This window comes from Bradyrhizobium sp. CSS354, from assembly GCF_029051725.1.
Taxonomy (GTDB): domain Bacteria; phylum Pseudomonadota; class Alphaproteobacteria; order Rhizobiales; family Xanthobacteraceae; genus Bradyrhizobium.
The window spans coordinates 42,702-58,927 of the sequence record NZ_JAACFU010000006.1 but is presented as its reverse complement, the minus strand read 5'-3'; the positions used below and the strand labels follow the sequence as shown (position 1 = coordinate 58,927).

At 61.0% G+C, this 16,226-nt stretch carries 15 protein-coding genes and 3 pseudogenes; 11 read left to right on the top strand and 7 right to left on the bottom strand.

Annotated features, from left to right (window positions below):
* Positions 1-18: 18 nt before the first annotated feature.
* Positions 19-1,089, bottom strand: coding sequence for a hypothetical protein (locus tag GWG67_RS16025; RefSeq protein ID WP_211397511.1), 1,071 nt, complete (start codon positions 1,087-1,089; stop codon positions 19-21).
* A gap of 331 nt (positions 1,090-1,420) precedes the next feature.
* On the opposite strand from GWG67_RS16025, the gene GWG67_RS16020 reads away from it, so the two are divergent.
* Positions 1,421-1,627 (top strand): hypothetical protein, encoded by a 207-nt coding sequence (locus GWG67_RS16020; RefSeq protein WP_275170256.1) that lies wholly within the window; start codon positions 1,421-1,423, stop codon positions 1,625-1,627.
* 85 nt (positions 1,628-1,712) lie between these two features.
* On the opposite strand, the pseudogene GWG67_RS16015 reads toward GWG67_RS16020, so the two are convergent.
* Both GWG67_RS16015 and GWG67_RS16010 read right to left on the bottom strand, forming a co-directional pair.
* Positions 1,713-1,826, bottom strand: a pseudogene (locus GWG67_RS16015) (DUF427 domain-containing protein); the annotation flags it as partial.
* A gap of 3 nt (positions 1,827-1,829) precedes the next feature.
* Positions 1,830-1,907: pseudogene (locus GWG67_RS16010) on the bottom strand (fasciclin domain-containing protein); the annotation flags it as partial.
* 508 nt (positions 1,908-2,415) lie between these two features.
* Here GWG67_RS16010 and GWG67_RS16005 point away from each other — a divergent pair.
* The 4 genes from GWG67_RS16005 to GWG67_RS15990 all read left to right on the top strand — a co-directional run bounded on the left by GWG67_RS16005 (position 2,416) and on the right by GWG67_RS15990 (position 7,604).
* A complete protein-coding gene (locus GWG67_RS16005; protein ID WP_275170255.1) occupies positions 2,416-4,884 on the top strand; it encodes a family 16 glycoside hydrolase in 2,469 nt (822 codons plus the stop codon).
* Positions 4,885-4,904: 20 nt separating this feature from the next.
* Positions 4,905-6,281: an alpha-amylase family glycosyl hydrolase gene (locus GWG67_RS16000; protein WP_275170254.1), complete on the top strand. Its 1,377-nt coding sequence runs from the start codon at positions 4,905-4,907 to the stop codon at positions 6,279-6,281.
* Positions 6,263-6,754, top strand: a complete 492-nt coding sequence (locus GWG67_RS15995) for a hypothetical protein (RefSeq protein ID WP_275170253.1) — start codon at positions 6,263-6,265, stop codon at positions 6,752-6,754. Before GWG67_RS16000 ends, GWG67_RS15995 begins: the two co-directional genes overlap by 19 nt.
* Before the next feature lie 211 nt (positions 6,755-6,965).
* On the top strand, positions 6,966-7,604 hold the full coding sequence (locus GWG67_RS15990; protein ID WP_342761042.1) for an MBL fold metallo-hydrolase: 639 nt from the start codon (positions 6,966-6,968) through the stop codon (positions 7,602-7,604).
* Here GWG67_RS15990 and GWG67_RS15985 read toward each other — a convergent pair.
* Together GWG67_RS15985 and GWG67_RS15980 are read right to left on the bottom strand one after the other, a co-directional pair.
* Positions 7,579-7,958, bottom strand: a pseudogene (locus tag GWG67_RS15985) (hypothetical protein). The gene GWG67_RS15990 and the pseudogene GWG67_RS15985 sit on opposite strands and share 26 nt — an antisense overlap.
* 53 nt (positions 7,959-8,011) lie before the next feature.
* Positions 8,012-8,233, bottom strand: a complete 222-nt coding sequence (locus GWG67_RS15980) for a hypothetical protein (RefSeq protein ID WP_027516267.1) — start codon at positions 8,231-8,233, stop codon at positions 8,012-8,014.
* Between the two features lie 1,462 nt (positions 8,234-9,695).
* Here GWG67_RS15980 and GWG67_RS15975 point away from each other — a divergent pair.
* From GWG67_RS15975 to GWG67_RS15960, 4 genes are all read left to right on the top strand, one after another.
* Positions 9,696-9,905 carry a hypothetical protein gene (locus GWG67_RS15975; protein WP_275170252.1) on the top strand — a complete coding sequence of 70 codons (210 nt, stop codon included), beginning with the start codon at positions 9,696-9,698 and terminating at the stop codon, positions 9,903-9,905.
* A 131-nt stretch (positions 9,906-10,036) separates the two neighbouring features.
* Positions 10,037-11,077, top strand: a complete 1,041-nt coding sequence (locus GWG67_RS15970; protein ID WP_275170251.1) for a glycosyltransferase family 4 protein — start codon at positions 10,037-10,039, stop codon at positions 11,075-11,077.
* A gap of 256 nt (positions 11,078-11,333) precedes the next feature.
* On the top strand, positions 11,334-11,777 hold the full coding sequence (locus GWG67_RS15965; protein ID WP_275170250.1) for a low affinity iron permease family protein: 444 nt from the start codon (positions 11,334-11,336) through the stop codon (positions 11,775-11,777).
* A 2-nt stretch (positions 11,778-11,779) separates the two neighbouring features.
* Positions 11,780-12,295: a DUF1003 domain-containing protein gene (locus GWG67_RS15960; protein WP_275170249.1), complete on the top strand. Its 516-nt coding sequence runs from the start codon at positions 11,780-11,782 to the stop codon at positions 12,293-12,295.
* Positions 12,296-12,412: 117 nt separating this feature from the next.
* Here the strand turns inward: GWG67_RS15960 and GWG67_RS15955 are convergent, their stop codons facing one another.
* On the bottom strand, positions 12,413-13,777 hold the full coding sequence (locus tag GWG67_RS15955; protein ID WP_275170248.1) for a carbohydrate porin: 1,365 nt from the start codon (positions 13,775-13,777) through the stop codon (positions 12,413-12,415).
* 229 nt (positions 13,778-14,006) lie between these two features.
* Here GWG67_RS15955 and GWG67_RS15950 point away from each other — a divergent pair, with 229 nt between their 5' ends.
* Together GWG67_RS15950 and GWG67_RS15945 are read left to right on the top strand one after the other, a co-directional pair.
* Positions 14,007-14,210 (top strand): hypothetical protein, encoded by a 204-nt coding sequence (locus tag GWG67_RS15950; RefSeq protein ID WP_275170247.1) that lies wholly within the window; start codon positions 14,007-14,009, stop codon positions 14,208-14,210.
* A 15-nt stretch (positions 14,211-14,225) separates the two neighbouring features.
* The gene (locus GWG67_RS15945) at positions 14,226-14,648 is read left to right on the top strand and encodes a hypothetical protein (protein ID WP_275170246.1); all 423 of its coding nucleotides are present in this window, start codon (positions 14,226-14,228) and stop codon (positions 14,646-14,648) included.
* Positions 14,649-14,922: 274 nt separating this feature from the next.
* Here the strand turns inward: GWG67_RS15945 and GWG67_RS15940 are convergent, their stop codons facing one another.
* Positions 14,923-16,107 carry a DNA topoisomerase IB gene (locus GWG67_RS15940; protein ID WP_275170245.1) on the bottom strand — a complete coding sequence of 395 codons (1,185 nt, stop codon included), beginning with the start codon at positions 16,105-16,107 and terminating at the stop codon, positions 14,923-14,925.
* Between the last annotated feature and the right edge of the window lie 119 nt (positions 16,108-16,226).

Genomic DNA, 16,226 nt, shown 5'->3' with positions numbered 1-16,226 from the left:
TGCCAGCTACCCGCCCCATCACGGCGTCGGGGCGACCACATCCTTGAAGTCAGACAAAGCGCGAATGGCTGCCGTTCTGTTCAACACAAATCGCTTCACTTCCTCTTGCTCGCTCGAACTCAAATCCGTCCATTTATGTTTTTCAGTTGGGAAGCTGATCAGAAGGCCTTCGCTGCGGTGCTGTGCGACTTGGACAGGAATAACGTCATCAGGTGTGTCGACGAGATACTGGTCTGACGGATGATTTTCGGCTTTGAGTGTTCCGGATTGCACCTGATTGGATACCTCGGGAATACCCAACGAGAAACCGAGCGCCTTCAGATCGAAGACCAATGAGCCGGGATGAGTATCGACGCTGACGAACTGGAGAAAGCTGGTCTGCGACTTGGTCACGCCGGTTTTAAGATGACCGTGAACGACCCGCACGAGCTGGCCTTCCGATCCGTTGATCCAGTCTTCGAAGTCCATGAGCGGTGTCGTGAACACGACGGGCTTGCCCACTTGCGCATCCCGCAATTGTTTGGGATCGAACTTGTCGAAGCTGACGGGCGACACCTTGGGCACCTTCTTGAACATGCCGGGTCCGATGGTCAGATCACCGCCGATAATCGGCCCAAAAAGCGACAGTTCGCGCCCTGTACTCAAGTTCTTGATCTTCACGCGGAGCAAGCTCGATTTTACGCCGATACCCGAGGCGCCAAAGAGCGCTGCGATTTTCATCTCCCAGAAGGTGCTCGGCGCATAAACAAGCCGAGGCGGACGGTGCACCCTCTTGTAACCGCCCGTACCTGTCCAAACTAGGTCGACCATGAGGACGACACTGCGATCGATGGCGGCGTTATCTTCGCCGGCCGTCGGAAACGGTTCCGTGCTCCCGACTGCCTTTTGGCCAAGCGCGACGGGCAATCCCGGCAGCTGCATTTTGACGATGGGATCAACCTGGTCGAAGATCGTTTTCGCCCTGAATTCCGACAGGCGCTGATTCAGTGCGGACGCCGCCGCCTTCGTGCGGGCACCTCTCCAGCGTCGGCTGGCGTGACCAACGCATGTGATGCGGACCGAAACCGTCCCATCTTTGGGAATGCCCATGGAACTGCTCCTATATTGCAGGTCTTTTTTGGTCAGTTGAGCGTTTGGAACGGTTCAAATGCGCCGAAATGGATTTATCACGAGTGTGCTGTTAGGGGTTCACGCAGACCACAGCCTTGGACAGCGACGACAAGGTGTCGCCACGAACGCTGATGTGGGGATTGCGTTCGATGCCAAACAGCTGGATGACATCAAAGAAGTTTTTACTCCAAAAGCGAGTTATCGCGCACAGCCTACCTCACCTCGCCACCACCCACACCACCACCGGCAACGTCACAGCCGCCAGCAACGTGCCCAGCGCCACCGCGCCCGAGACCGGGTTCACCCGCGCATGGACATCAAGGAAGCCTCGGCGATGACGGAAGCCTCCGGGCTGGTGAACGAGCAGGAACAGGCGCCAGAGACGCGCCGGCCGCAATCCCAGAAAGACCCCGCCGCGAATTGGGCCGATCGTCTCCGGAAAGCAACCGTCCAGGCGCCGCTGCAGTCGCTCGCGGTCGCGTTCGTGCTCGGAATGTGGTTCGCACGCCGGCGCTGATGGCGGCGGAGTCATGATCGGAGCCTTCGACGGCGAACAGGGTAGCCAAGGCGGGATTCCCGGTCGCAGGACAGCGGCGCCCACCGACGCTGATCGTCCGATATTCCGCAACGCCCTTAAACTCACAAAGCGAATGACCCTCGACGCGGCGCAACAGCGCGAGCGCCACATCTGTGGGAGGGAAGTGGTACGTGAGGATCTAAGTCAGGGTCGCCTTGTTCTCAGGCTTAACCAACGTTTCGACCGTACCCTTTGGTAGCTTGCCAAAAGCAGCATTGGTTGCCGTGGGACGCATGATGGAAGATATGGACCATCGCCCCAATAGGCGGATGCAGCGCGATGATGAAGATATGGACCGTCGCTCCCGATATCGCGATGAGGATCGACCGCGCTGCCGCGTCAAGATCTGCTTTGAATATGAGAACGGTGACGAATTTTGTCGTTACCGCGCCTGAGTTGACGTCCTGATCTCCCGAATGGTCCCCGCTCCCGTGCCGCGTCGCATCCCGATCGGCGCCGTTGTGACGTTCTGCCAGCCGGCCGCGAGAAAGGTATTCGCCCGTGTCGAAGAGTTAGAGCGTGTTCGACGGTCCTGCGAGGTGCCGCGTTTCCAATTGGCGCCGGGAGCGGCTCCAGTACGAAGATTGGAACTCGACCGATCCCGCGCAGCGAGGCCGCTCTCGCTGCGGCTGAAAGTAAGAGCAATCTGTGAACTAGCTCATTTAAGGTTGAAGGAGATCGTGCCCTAACAGGAAAGCGAGTTCGAGGGTTGCACCAGGAGGCGGGCAATGGCGATCACTACCGAGACGACCTCGTTCACCAAAGACATCCAGGGCCGCTACCTCTGCAACAACCTAGCGGAGGTTGATGCGTGGAAATCCGCAGGCGGGCGTCCGTTCGATTTCATCATTGTGGGAGCCGGTACGTTCGGCTCGGCTATCGCCGAGCATCTGTGGTTTCGTCAGAAGCAGAGTGGCGGCGGATTACGGACACTGGTCGTAGACGCCGGGCTGTTCACCGTTCCTGAGCACGTCCAGAACACGGGAATCCAGGGGTTTGGCGATCCGACCAATCCGTTCTTTCTTAACGAAAACCTGCCGCAGCCTGAGCCGCCACGCAACGAGGTTTGGGGCATTCCTTGGAAGTCGACCATTCCCTTCAAGGGACTGGCGTATACGCTCGGAGGCCGATCACTCTATTGGGGCGGTTGGTCGCCTCGTCTGCTGGACGAGGAGATGTCGGGTTGGCCGGCAAATACCGTAGCCGAACTGAACGGCCGCTATTTCGATGAGAGTTCGTGGCAGATCGGTGTCGACGAGGCGAACGACTTCATTTTCGGTGAACTGCAAAACGCGCTTCGTCGCCAGCTCTTCGACAATCTGTCCAGCGTGCCCGGGGCGATTACGCTCGACGCGCTCCCACCCTCGCCGCTGCTGAAGCCTGGCGCCGACCCCGCACAGTTGCTCGGTCTGTCGTCGAGCGGCGGGCTTTCGCAAAACGACCTGCTGAACCTGCTGAAGCTGGAAGCGCCGCTTGCTGTGCAGGCGCGCCCGCCACATGCGGGGTTCTTTCCGCTGAACAAGTTCAGCGTCGTTCCGCTGCTGATGAAGGCGGCTCGGACCGCGGCGAGCGACTCCAACGGCAACGATTCCGTCAAGGAATTCATGGTGCTGCCCGACACGCATGTGTTGACGCTGCGTAGCGTGCCGACCGCGGCAGGCACCTGGCGCATCTCCGGCATCGACACGAGCCGCGGCCCGATTGATCTGGCTCCGGGCGGTGCCGTCATCATGGCGCTCGGCACGATCGAGAACGCGCGGCTCGCTCTGGCGTCGTTCGATGGCACCGGCTTTCCGACCCTGCCGCTCGTCGGCAAGAACCTGATCGCTCACCTTCGCTCAAACCTTGTCATCCGCGTGCCGCGCTCGGCGATTTCCGGGCTTTCGTCGGCGGTGAACGAACTGCAGACCGCGGCCATGTTCGTGAAGGGACGGGCGACGCGCCCGAATGGTGATCTGATTGGCCACTTCCACCTTCAGATTGCTGCGAGCGGCGGCGGCAATACCGTAGGCGGCGAGGACGAACTCTACCGCAAGGTGCCCGACGTCGACTTCTATGACCAGCTGCGGACCTCGACCGATACGCATGTCGCAATTGCAATCAGGGGGCTCGGAGAGATGGAGCCAGCCGATCCGGCCAATCCCGCCGCCCACCCAAGCCGGGTCGATTTGAGCGCGCGCACCGACGAATACGGCGTTCGTCGCGCATCGGTTGCGCTAACACCGACACAGCGAGATCAGGATCTTTGGGCCGCCATGGATGCGACAATGCAGAAGGTCGCCGCCATCTTCGCCAACGGGCAGCCGATGCAGGTGCTCCAGAGCAACCAGGACGGGCTCGGGACGACGCATCATGAAGCCGGGACGCTTTGGATGGGCACCGACCCGGCCGCGAGCGTCACCGATGGCAACGGACGCTTCCATCACACCGAAAACTTGTATGCGGCCGGCCCCGCGCTATTCCCGAGCATCGGCTCTCCCAACCCGATGCTGACCGGGATCGCGCTGTCGCGCCGCACGGGCGACCTGATCATGGCGCCGCCATCCCTCGCGGCCGATGCGGGATTCGAGACGCTGTTCGATGGCATCTCTCTTGGCGACTGGACAATGTCGACGATCAGCAACCAGCCTGGTCGGAACGACCCTGGCTCGTTCCGGGTCCGGCGCGGCGTGCTCGAGGCGCGAACGGGAACGGACCTTGGGCTGCTCTGGCTAAAGCGCCCCACGCCTCCTCGTTACGTTCTGCGGCTGCAGTGGATGATGACGGCACCCGGCGACAATTCGGGTGTCTTCATCGGCTTCCCCGACCCTCGAAACGAAGGCTACGACAACACGGCCTATGTCGGCGTCAACTTCGGCTTCGAAATTCAGATCGACGAATTGGCCCGTCCAGACAATGCGCCGATCCACAGGACGGGTGCAGTCTACGCCTTCAAGGGACCGACCGACGGACCATTGACCGTCCATCCGGTCGGAGAATGGAACAACTATGAGATCACCGTCGATGGGGCCGACATCACGGTCGCGCTGAACGGGCAGGCGGTAAACATTTTCCATTTCGCCGGCGATCCGCAGTCTCCGCGCCGCGGCCTGCCGTCCACCGCGCAAGACCCGCGCTTCATCGGCCTGCAAACGCACACGGGCCGCGTGTTCTTTCGCAACATTCAGTGGAAGTCGTTGGAAGGCGCGGTGGCATGAACTTGATGCCACTCGGATCGTTGGGCGCCGTCGAAGCACGCGGCACGGTGACGTTCGGACTCTGGCTCCCTTGGGTGTCGGCGGCCGATGGCAACGTCGTCACCGTTAAGATCATCCATGAGGCAGATCAGTTTCTTCAGGCGTTTCCGGCTCGGGAACTTCAGCTCACACACAGAGTTCGTCCGCCGTATGGGGATTTTTGGTCGGTCACGGTGCCCATCGCCGGTATGCCGCCTGCAGTGCCGGGCTCAGCCTGGGGCAATCCGGGCCGCTACGTCTATCGCTACACGATCGCAAATCCGAGCGTAGGCACGCTCGACTGGATCATCGACCCTTTCGCGCGCGAGTTCGGTGTCGGCAGGCAATCCGCCTTCACCCTAGGCTATGAGCCCTACGTCTGGAGTGCGGGCGAGGCGCAATGGCGGACGCCGGCGCTGGCAGATCTGATCCTCTATGAGGTGAACATCGCCGAGTTCGGCAGCGACCTCGACCGCGCTCGCGGGCTCGTTGCCTACCTGGCCGACCTCGGGATCAACGCCATCGAGATCATGCCGCTGTCCAACGTCGGCAACTCGGTCGACTGGGGCTATCTGCCGATCGGCTATTTCGGCGTCGACGAGCGCTTCGGCAACCGGTGGGATTTCCAGCAATTGGTCGACATCTGCCATCAGCACGGGATCGCGGTGATCGTGGACGTCGTCTATGGCCATACGGGGGTGGATTTCCCGTACTACGACGCCTACACGCGGCTGCGGTACCGCGACAATCCGTTCATGGGGCCGTTTGCCAAGGACTACTTCAGCAACTTCGGCAAGAGCACGGATTTCGATCGGGAGATCACGCGGGACTACTTTTACACCGCAAATCACCATTGGTTGGAGGTCTATCACGTCGACGGCTTCCGTTACGATTGCGTCCCGAACTACTGGGACGGGCCGATGGGCGTGGGCTATGCGAGCCTCGTCTATGAGACGCACCAGCTGACCAAGGCGAACATCGCCGCAGGTCGCCCGTACTGGAGCCGCTTCGACGGAGCGGCCGGCAAGCCGCTGAGGCTCGTGCAGATGGCCGAGCAGCTCGAAGCCCCGGAGGACGTGCTGCGGTCGACCTATTCCAACTGCACGTGGCAGAACGGCACCTATGGCGCGGCACGCGCGGTGGCCCAGGGGGATCGCGGCCGGCTCGCCGACCTCGGTCTGCAGCTCGGTCTCTTCGGCTACCCCGACCGGGAGATTGTCAACGGCGACGACATCCCCAAGACCGCGCTTCAATACATCGAGAACCACGATCACGAACGCTTCCTGTGCAATTTCGGCACCTCCAACCCCGATGAAGCCGGAATCCGCTGTTCGCCGAGGGCGACCGGGCGCGCTGGTACATGCTGCAGCCCTATTTGATCGGCCTTCTGATGAGCAAAGGAATTCCGATGCTCTGGCAAGGCGAGGAATTCGCCGAAAACTATTTCCTCCCCGATTTCGGAATGGGCCGCGTCTCGCTCTTGCGACCGATGCGGTGGGACTTCTTCTACGATGAGTCCGGCCGGCCGATCGTAAGCCTGGTCCGCAGGCTGCTGCGGATCCGGCGGCAACGCGACCACATTCGTCAGGGCACGTACTTCTTCTTCAACGATTGGGATCGCTATCAGAAGTGCGGAGTTCTGCTGTTCGCGCGCTACGCAGGCGCCCACTACACGTTGGTCGCTGTCAATTTCAGCGACACCGACCGGACCGTCCCGTTCTGGTTCCCGATGGCCGGTGACTACGCGGAAGAGCTGCATGGCGGCGCCCTCGACCTGAGGAACGTGCTTTCGCTCCGGCAAGTAGATCTAAATATCCCATCGCATTATGGACGGATCTGGAGGCTGACGTAGGCGCCCGGGGACTGCCCTTGCGCCCAGTTCACGGCAGGATCGATATCCGACCGCTGCAGCCGCAGCGGCAGCTAATCTGAAATCCTGCGGACCAACGTTACAGAGTCTTTGGGTAGCGGTTGGGATCCTCAAAATGGCAGGGCTAAATCGGATCGTCCAATCGATGCCTCTCTGACGGTGATACTCGCCTCACCCAGAGGCGCGGCGCTCCCTGGCCATCTCTATACTCGCGATTTCGGCAATCGCGCGCCTAGGAGGTGATATCCACCGTCACACGGCTTTTGGAGGTTCGGCGCGCTGCAGCGCCCAGTATTTCGGCCATCGCCCGCGGTACCCAGTGGCGCTCTCTTATCGCTTTGACACTGCAGATCGCTCTATCGTTTTCTCTGGTGATACCCGAAAGACCGACGCTCTCATCAATCTTGCGAAAGGCGCTGACGTGTTCGTGTGCGAGGCGCAATATCTTCCGGGAATGCGTCAGGTGCTCGATGCAGCTGTGAAAGTAGGCAGGTTCGATAAGGAGACCGCCGACAACCTCTTTAAAAGTGTTTCAAGGAATGCACTTACGCTCGAACAGGCGGGCGAAGTGGCTCAAGCCGCAGGGGTCAAAACGCTAGTGTTAAGCCATTTCGTTCCGGGAAATGGCGCTGTTCATGATCAGGTGTTTGTGGACGAAGCCCGCAAAGCTTTCTCCGGCGAAGGCGGCGGTCGGGCCCCTGAGTGGGACGACTTCCACTCTACCTATCGCTCCAAGCATACCGCTGCGGTTTGCCAGCGGCGATGGGCAGCACGCAACGTCACCGACGCGCGACGCAACGCCGCGGCTACCGAAGCGGGCGGGACCGGCTGAACAAGAAACCGCTGGGAGTGAACTTTCGGGCTACTGCGAGCGCGCTGCCCTCGCACGTTTCGAGCGCGATCTTCTGGGCCAGCATGACGTCTCCAATCGGAAGGTCGCCAACGGGCAGGAAACACAAGCCTATCTTTGGGCGACCGTTTTCGCCGATCTCGCAGACATTCGCAGCCGCTCCCGCATAGATCTGTAGCGGTTGCCCGTATCGCCGCCGATTACCTCGAAATAACCCTTTTCCCCGAATTGCCGCCGTTGGGCGGGCGAGAGGCACTGCCGCAGCAGCAGCAGCGCGCGTCCTTCCGGAGTCCTCTCGGCGCCGTGTCTAATGAACAGCGCCTTTGCAGCCCTCATCCGTGAGCGTTCACCCGGCCGCGACGGCCTGAACAGCCACACGGCTCAGCGATTCAGCCGCCGACCAGCCTGGGGAAGAAGAGAGTTTCTTCCGCAGTGGGGTCGAACGATCGGATCCGCGACACCTGACCTGAACCGGTCCGAACCGCGGCGGTGAAGCCGACGTTCGTCAGCTCGCGGAATCGCTGCTCCGCCTTGGCTACTTCCCCTGCATCGTCCGCATCGAAGAAGTGACGGCTGTCGCCGGTACTGTCCATCACGGTCTGGATCGGCATGCGGATCCCTCCTTGTTGATCATGACAGAATATTGTTGAAGCTCCGAAGTTCCTCGATCGCACCAGAGCTACTACCTTTCGCGCCTCGCAACTAAGGCTTCGGTATGGTGGTACGCAGATGGCCCGCAAGCCAGGGCGCAGTTTTTGTGGACTTCGGCGAACAGCATCAGCCCGCCACAGCGTCACCGGATGGCCATTGGTCGAAAGTCGGTCCGCATCCTTCCACAAACCAGCTTTCGCATTCAGATACGATAATTCACCTGATGGAGAGCGCAGTTATGCTCAGAGTGGGCGTTGCGAGTTCAGAGGCTTTCATGCCGTACTACGAATTTGAGCTTGTCACCGATGCAACATGCCAGCATCAGGGCGGAATGATCCTTAAGATCGACAAGGAGCGGCGGACCAAGCCGAGCGTCTCGCGGCAGAGCTCACGCTGGCGTCGCTTGCGCTCTGAGAAACAGGCAATCGCAGAACGGCTTTTCATCCGGTACCGTAGCTGGCCCGTGAGCGCTCTGGTCGTCAGGTGTTGTGACACCCGGCGATCTCCTAAGCTGCGGCCCTCGTCCTGCTTCCTGATCGAAATGGACAGCCCCATTCGGCTGGCGCCCGCCACTCTTCCGGCGCGCTTCAGTTAGGGCTCCCCTGGCGGCTTACCTTCCACCAGTCAAGACGCGAAACCGCGGGGATGCCAGTTTGTCGGGCGGCACGCGCATCGGAGTGAATTTTGTATCGCTCCGCTGAGCGCGTTTGCAGTTTGAGCAGACGAAAAGGTGGGCGATTATCGATTCTGGAGTATCTCGCACCAGCTCAGAGCGGAACCATCTCGTGGTAATGCGGCAATTCGGACAGTCAGGGGATCGAGGTGCCCCAATGCTTCCTTTAACCGGTCCATGTCCGCCCCTCCGTTCCGGGAAACAGTAGCAAAGCATAACGGTGCGCAAAGTATCAAAAGATACACACCAGCCCATTGAGCCGCCCAAACTCAGCTGAGGACACAAAGTCGAGCCGCGATGCCTTCGGCACGTCGGCAAGCTCTCCGCCAATCTGGTGGTCTAGGGCGGGGTAGGACCGAGTGCCGCGCGCGGGGCCCGTCAAATTCGGGCCAGTGGCCGCGCGCCTTCCGGATCTCGACATCTTCTCGCAGGCCTGGTCGAACCTAAACCTCGGATGGCCGTTTTACGGAGAAGGGCAGGACGATACTCGATTTCAAGCCAAGTTTTCCGGGCCGCAAACCGGACGGGATGGTCCGGTCGAGCAGCTGTCGTGCGAAGCCCGCGCCCCACTTCGCCTTCACATGGATTGGCCGAATCCAACGCCTGCAGCGCCGGCGTGCGGCAAGTACGCGGGCGCATGTCGGAGCATCCTGAGCCTTCTCCCTTCGTCTACCGTCGGGAAAATCCGGAAACTTTCCAGAGCGCCTTGAGTTGGCAGCGACTGGGTTCGGTCTCCGGAGAGAGTGAGTATGGTCGACGAAGTCGTCTTGAAGAACGCCGCGGAGACCGCCTGGTCGGTGTATCGGACGCGGCACCCCGAGGTCGATGCGCACGACAGCCGGCGCTGCCTGCTGGAGCGCCACCTCCACAGCAGGTCGGAGGCGCGCGAGAGCGACACGGAAGAACTCGCTGGCTTCGGGATAGCCTACTTGCAGCGGCTTCCTCGAGACGAATGTTGACGGGCGTGAAAATGCTCGCGGCGCGAGTGGTTCGCGAAAGCACAAGACCAGCCTGGACGCTGCTCGCGATTTCGTCCCTCATTTCCGCGGTTGTCGTGATAGGCCTGCGGTTCGTGTTCGGGGCCTAGCCGATGCGGATTGCCCAGCTTGCTCCGTTGGCCGAGAGCGTACCTCCCAAGCTCTACGGCGGCACCGAGCGTGTGATCGCCTGGCTCGTGGACGAATTGGTCGAACTGGGACACGACGTGACCCTGTTTGCAAGCGGGGACTCCAAGACGAAGGGAAAGCTCCACGCCGTGTGGCCGCGCGCGCTGCGCCTGGGGCGGAAGGGTGCGGATCCGAGCGCTGCCTGCGCGCTTCTGATCGAAGCCATCGCCGAGCGCGCGCGCGACTTCGACGTGATCCACTCACACGTCGACTGGTTGCCCCTTCCGGTGCTCAGCCGAACCGGCGTGCCTTTCCTGACGACGATGCACGGCCGGCTCGACCTTCCCGGTCTGCCCCAAGTTATCGGTGCCTTTGCGGACGCTCCGTTCGTCTCGATTTCCGCCAACCAGCGTCGTCCGCTTCCGGAGGCGAACTGGATCGCGACGATCCAGCACGGACTGCCGAAGGATCTGTTTCGGCCGTCCTACGAACCGGGTTCCTACCTGGCCTTTCTGGGGAGGCTGACGGCTGACAAGGGACCGGAAGACGCCATCCGCATCGCGCGGGCGGCGCGGATGCCCCTGCGGATCGCTGCGAAGATTCCTCGGGCGGAGACGGCCTACTTCAAGAACAAGCTCGAGCCGAACATCGATGGCCAGACGGTTCAGCTCGTCGGCGAGGTCGACGACGCGAAGAAACAGCCTTTTCTCGCGAATGCAGCAGGCCTGCTGTTTCCGGTCGATTGGCCCGAGCCGTTCGGTCTGGTCATGATCGAGGCGATGGCGTGCGGGACGCCCGTGATCGCCTATCGATCAGGCTCGGTGCCGGAAGTCGTGGAGGACGGCGTCACCGGCTTCATCGTCGATGGTGAGGAGCAGGCGATCAGCGCCGTGAAAGAACTGGGCCGGCTGGATAGAAGAGTGATCCGCGCCCGGTTCGAAGAGCGCTTCGCCGCAAGCCGGATGGCGAATGAATACGAGACCCGATATCGCAACCTGATCGCTCGTGGAGGACGCTTCGCGTGAGAGATCCGCGGCTGGCTTGTGGGACTGGCATGAAGCGAATCCTTGGCCATCCGTTTCGAATCAGGAGCAAGTGGAATTCTAGAGTTGAGGTCGGCATCCGAACGGGCGTGGCTTGGACGTACTCTGCGATCGCTTTCAATACGTGCTCTCGGGAGCTCCGCGTAAAGCATGTCTCGGTTGCCTCTGATGTATGTCGATTCCTGACGCGGAACTTTCACCCCGAAACAACATTGTGGTTGGTGGCACCGGCTGAGTCATGAAAAACGAACCATCCCGGATCTCAAAGTTCTTCGGTGATTTGGCGAACGAGACCTCGCTTGCGGCTGGGCGCGCCTCGACCTTCCTGTTAGCCGCGGGTGTGGTGGTCGTATGGGGCATCAGCGGCCCGCTCTTCCAGTTTTCGGACACTTGGCAGTTGGTCATTAATACTGGGACCACAATCGTAACTTTCCTTATGGTATTTCTGATTCAGAACTCGCAAAACCGTGACAGCGCGGCCATTCAGGTAAAGCTGGACGAACTCATTCGCGTGAGTGCGGCGCGCAATAGTCTCGTGGGAATTGAGCACCTCACAGACGATGAGATTGAGGAGCTTCGCTCGAAATGTGAAGCGCGTGCCAAGGCCGAAAAGGCCGGAGATGAGACAGTCGACCGGACCCGACAGTCAGCGCGGCGAGCCGCCGAGCAGATCGCCAGCTGACGATGTCAGCGCCGGCATCATCGAAAAGACCGGTAGAAAATATCGACGCCATCCTGCGGCTTGAAAAGCAGGATGAGAAAAAGATCGCTCTTCATCATCGTGTTTTTCATGCAATCGGATCGTTTGCGGGAACTCCGCAGTTCGTTGTGCTGCAGTGCGGGGCGGTGGTGTGTTGGATTGCGTTCGGCGGGGTATTCCCCGATCGCGCGCTTGATCCATTCCCGTTCCCGCTGCTCGGGACATTCCTTGCGCTGGAGGCGGTACTTCTCACCTCCTGTGTCCTCATTCGCCAAAATGCGACCGACCGCATCTTGGAGAAGCGGGATCGTCTAGAACTTCAGATTAATCTGCTCTCTGAACGGGAGGCGACGCGATCTTTGAGAATATTGCAGAAGCTTGCCACGCGGCTGAATGTCGATGACGAGGATTGCCAACAAGACGAATTGGCGCAGGAGACGTCTGTTGATCAACTTGCCCGAGGCTTGCGCGAGCGCGAGCAGGCTGAAGAGGCTCAATGAGATGTTGGCCCAAGTACCCGACATGCCGGTCGCCCTAATGCCACCTGCGTGGTCGTCATCATCTACACGAGCTAAGCCTGAACTTCGTCGAACAGAGTCCGTGCGATGCGCACGGTGCTAGAATTTGAGCGTAGTCCGGAGCCCGAACACCGAGGCGTTTTTGAGGACCTTTCCGGCGGATGACGTCGCCGGCCCCGTGGCGCCGCCGCCCGGATGGATGATGTATTGGAAGTTCGGCTGCAACGACCAGCCGTCCTTTATCTGATACTGGTAGACCGTCGTCAGCAACCCCTCGAAGTTTCGCAAGGGCCAATTTGGATTCACCAACGTCCGGTAGTCGGCGTCGAGCGCCTGCGCCCGTTTGGACACATGGGCATAACCCGCGGCGATCCCGAACTTGTCGTCGGGCCGGTCGTCACGAAGCCCGATGAACTCGAGGCCGGCATCAGCGTATATATCGACCAGGTTGCGATCAGCGGGCGCGCCGGCGGCCCTTGCGAACACACCGATCCCGCGATCGTCGCTGTGAGGCACGCGGTAGATCTGTTGCTCGAAGACCGCCCAGCCACCGATGTCTCCTGCCAGCAATAGCGGCTCACCGCTGCTACCGGGAGCGGCGAACGAGACGCCGTTGGACGCGAGCTGTTGATCCGCGAAAGAGCCAAAGTGCCGCCAGCCGCCGAACTTGATCTGGCCGGTCAGGTTGGGATCGCCCTTCTTGTTGTTCCAGGCGAACTGGATCTGACCCAGTAACAACGGCGGATCGTTGACGCGGAAATTGACGCCGTAGCGATTGCGCTCCTGCGGGTCGCCCGGTCCGGGTCCCGCTTGGTCGCCGTCGAAGATCCCACCCAGAACGGAAAGCTGGTCGGTCAGGTTGACCAGTAGCCTTGCGCCCATAGCCGCCAAAGGTGGCGACGGTCCGCCGCTGGGAAGATTGAGCGACGTGATCGCGGGCCAACCCATTGAGGCGTTGGTGAACACGTCTGTATATTTGGTGTTGAAGAATTCGCTGTCGGCGGCGAGCTGACCCACTTTCAACGAGATCCTCTTCGCGCCCCACTGCTTCTCGAAATACGCTTCGTAGAGACGCGTTGAGGGTAGAGCCTCGATTCCGCTGACGACAAAGAAGTTCTGAAGATTGCTCCGGGACAGGCCATCGCCATGGATCTGGAACATGTTGGCGTGAAAAGTGAGCTTATCGGTGCCGACGAGTTTCTGCAGATCGACATCCACCGCAAGGTTGAGACGGCCTTCGTAGATAGCGCCCCGCTTCAGGCCGCCGGAAGCGTTACCCAACGCCTCGCCGATGTAAGTGGCAGCGAACTTCACGCCGTACTTCTGCAGCGGATTGGGCAGAAGGCCGAGCGTCTTTTCCTCGACTGTGCTCTCACCCGTATCTGGATCTGCCGGCTTATCGTCGTCGGTCTTCTTATCCTCCTGGGCGGCGGCGCCGGCTGCCACGAGCAAGAGGACCGACATCGAAAGAACGACCTGCCTATAGACTCGCTGGGGTCTCGACACGCGAGTGTTCCTGATCTCGAGGATAGCCTTACGACTTGCCCGATCTTACAAGACAAGTCCACCGTGCAGGCATCTTCCAAAGGTACGGGTCAGACCAGCTGGCTTGGCCTATCGCGACCGAAACTTTGTTGGGTCGCGCTGAGCGAATGTTGGCTATATTGGGACTTTCGCGTTCTGGGGAGTATTGATGTTCGATGCGGCAACCACTGCGCTAGTGCGCGCGGTCTTGGACGAGGTCTGCGAGAGCGTTTTGCAGCGCGAGATCGGACCGCGTAGCCATGTCGCCTCAAAGATACTTGAGGCGGCGACTAGAGGCGAGGTATCGCAGGACGAACTCACGCAGGTCGGCCGTGGCGCCCTTTGGCGGGCGCCCGCGATGATGTGGCGCTGATCGGTCGAGGCGGGCGTGAATTTCCAGGTCACGGTGCTGAAGATCCTGGTGAGCTATCCGGACGGCTTCGCCGTCATGGATGACCTGAAGCGCGACATGGCCATTCTGGCGACCAGCGGCCGCGATTGGGCGGACCGGACCAAGAGCCTCGCTGCGCAGGTCCCCGCCCTCGACATCTTTTCTCAAGGCTTAGTCGAACGCATCAGCGGGGGCTGGCAGATCACGGCAAAGGGTCGGGCAGTGCTTGAATTCATGGAAGCCCGCCCGGAGGCATCCGCGCCGGCCCAACAGGCCGCAGCCGATGAGGCTCCCAAATTGGTATCCGAGACAGCGCCGGTTCCTCCGCTGCGGCAACCTGCCGACCGTGCCGAGCGGCGGCGCGCACGCCGCCAACGTCGTCGTGAGGCGCGCGAACGCGCGAGAGCGAACGTCTCTTGAGGTGGATCGAAGCCAAAGAAGAAGCCGCCGGGTGGGCGCTGCGGTTGAAAAAGTCCCAGACTTTCGTACCTCCTAGCCCGAAGCGTACCGCCGTTACGTTGTTTGCGGCCAGGCTAGTCCGACCTAAGAACGGCATTGCTTCGGGTCGGGACGGCGACTTGTGCACGGATCCTTCTACCCGAGCCGGGAGGCGCGAATGGCGAGGACGGAAGCCGAACCCGCGCGGTAAGCGACCGTCCCCCGGGCCCGCACCACGGCTTTGAATGGAAGGCCCCTATTTGCCGACGAGAGCACCAGCCGAGGCCTGCCTGGAGGCATCAAGGAAGACGCAGGCATCCGGAGACCGGGTACGCGAGGCTAGGCGGGCACCTTCAGAATCGAGACGCTTCCGGAGAAATGCCAGCACCACGATCTCGTCGGAAGTGAGCTTTGCGTACTGGCGCTTGAACTTCTGCGCGATCTTGGCCTCAATCATCTTCACGAGGTCACCTGACATGTAGGCGTTCAAGACTTCCGGGTGCACGTAGCACTTGCGGCAGATGGCCGGTGTGTTGCCGAGCTGCTTCGAGACGCTTTCGATCGCAGCGACGACGTTGCGCTTCGCCTCGGCCTGGCTGTCGTACTTCTTGAATTCGGCAAGCGCCAACGCCGCCAGAACGGTTCCCGCCCAAGTCCGAAAATCCTTGGCGCTGAAGTCCTCGCCCGTGATGTCCTTGATGTAGGCGTTTACGTCGCCGGAATCGACGGTGCGGGGCTGTCCGTCCTCGTCCAGGTACTTGAAGAGCTCATGTCCCGGGATCTCCGCGCAGCGCTTCACGATCGCGACTATCCGCTTGTCCTCGACGCGAAGCTTCCACTGTTTGCCCGACTTGCCCGTGAAGTCGAAACGAAGGACGCCGCGCCCGACCGCCACGTGCTTGCGGCGCATGGTGGTGAGCCCGTAGGACTTGTTTTGCTCGGCATACTCGGCATTGCCCACCCGGATCAATGTCTTCTCCAGAAGACTAACGATCGTGGCCAGCACCTTCTCGCGGGGCAATCCGTCCCGCTTCATGTCGGCGGCGACCCGCTCCCGCAGCGCGGGCAGCGCGGCAGCGAACAGGATGATATGCTCATACTTGTTCTGGTCTCGGAGCTCGCGCCACTTCGGATGGTAGCGATACTGCTTGCGACCACGCGCATCGAGCCCGGTTGCTTGGATGTGCCCGTTGGACGACGGGCAGATCCACACGGACTCGTAGGCCGGCGGGATGCCGATTGATTTGATGCGTCGGATGACGGCGGCATCGGTGATGCGCTTGCCGTCCTTGTCGTAGTAGCTGAAAGTGGTTCCAGTTCGCTTGCGCGTGTAGCCCGGCGCGGAGTCGCTGACGTACCGGAGGCCTTCTTCCGCGATGGTGGCCGCGACCTCGGCGCTGCGGTCCAGAGCCTGTTCTTCGTTGCTGGCTTGGCGGAGCATGGGCCGGCCCCCTCGGAAGCACCCGGGGATCGAGGCTCCACTCTTTCTCAAGGGATGAAGACACCGGTTGGTTCCGCTCTGAGGTCGAACGCGAGGTCTGGATCAGTGGCCCTCCAGAA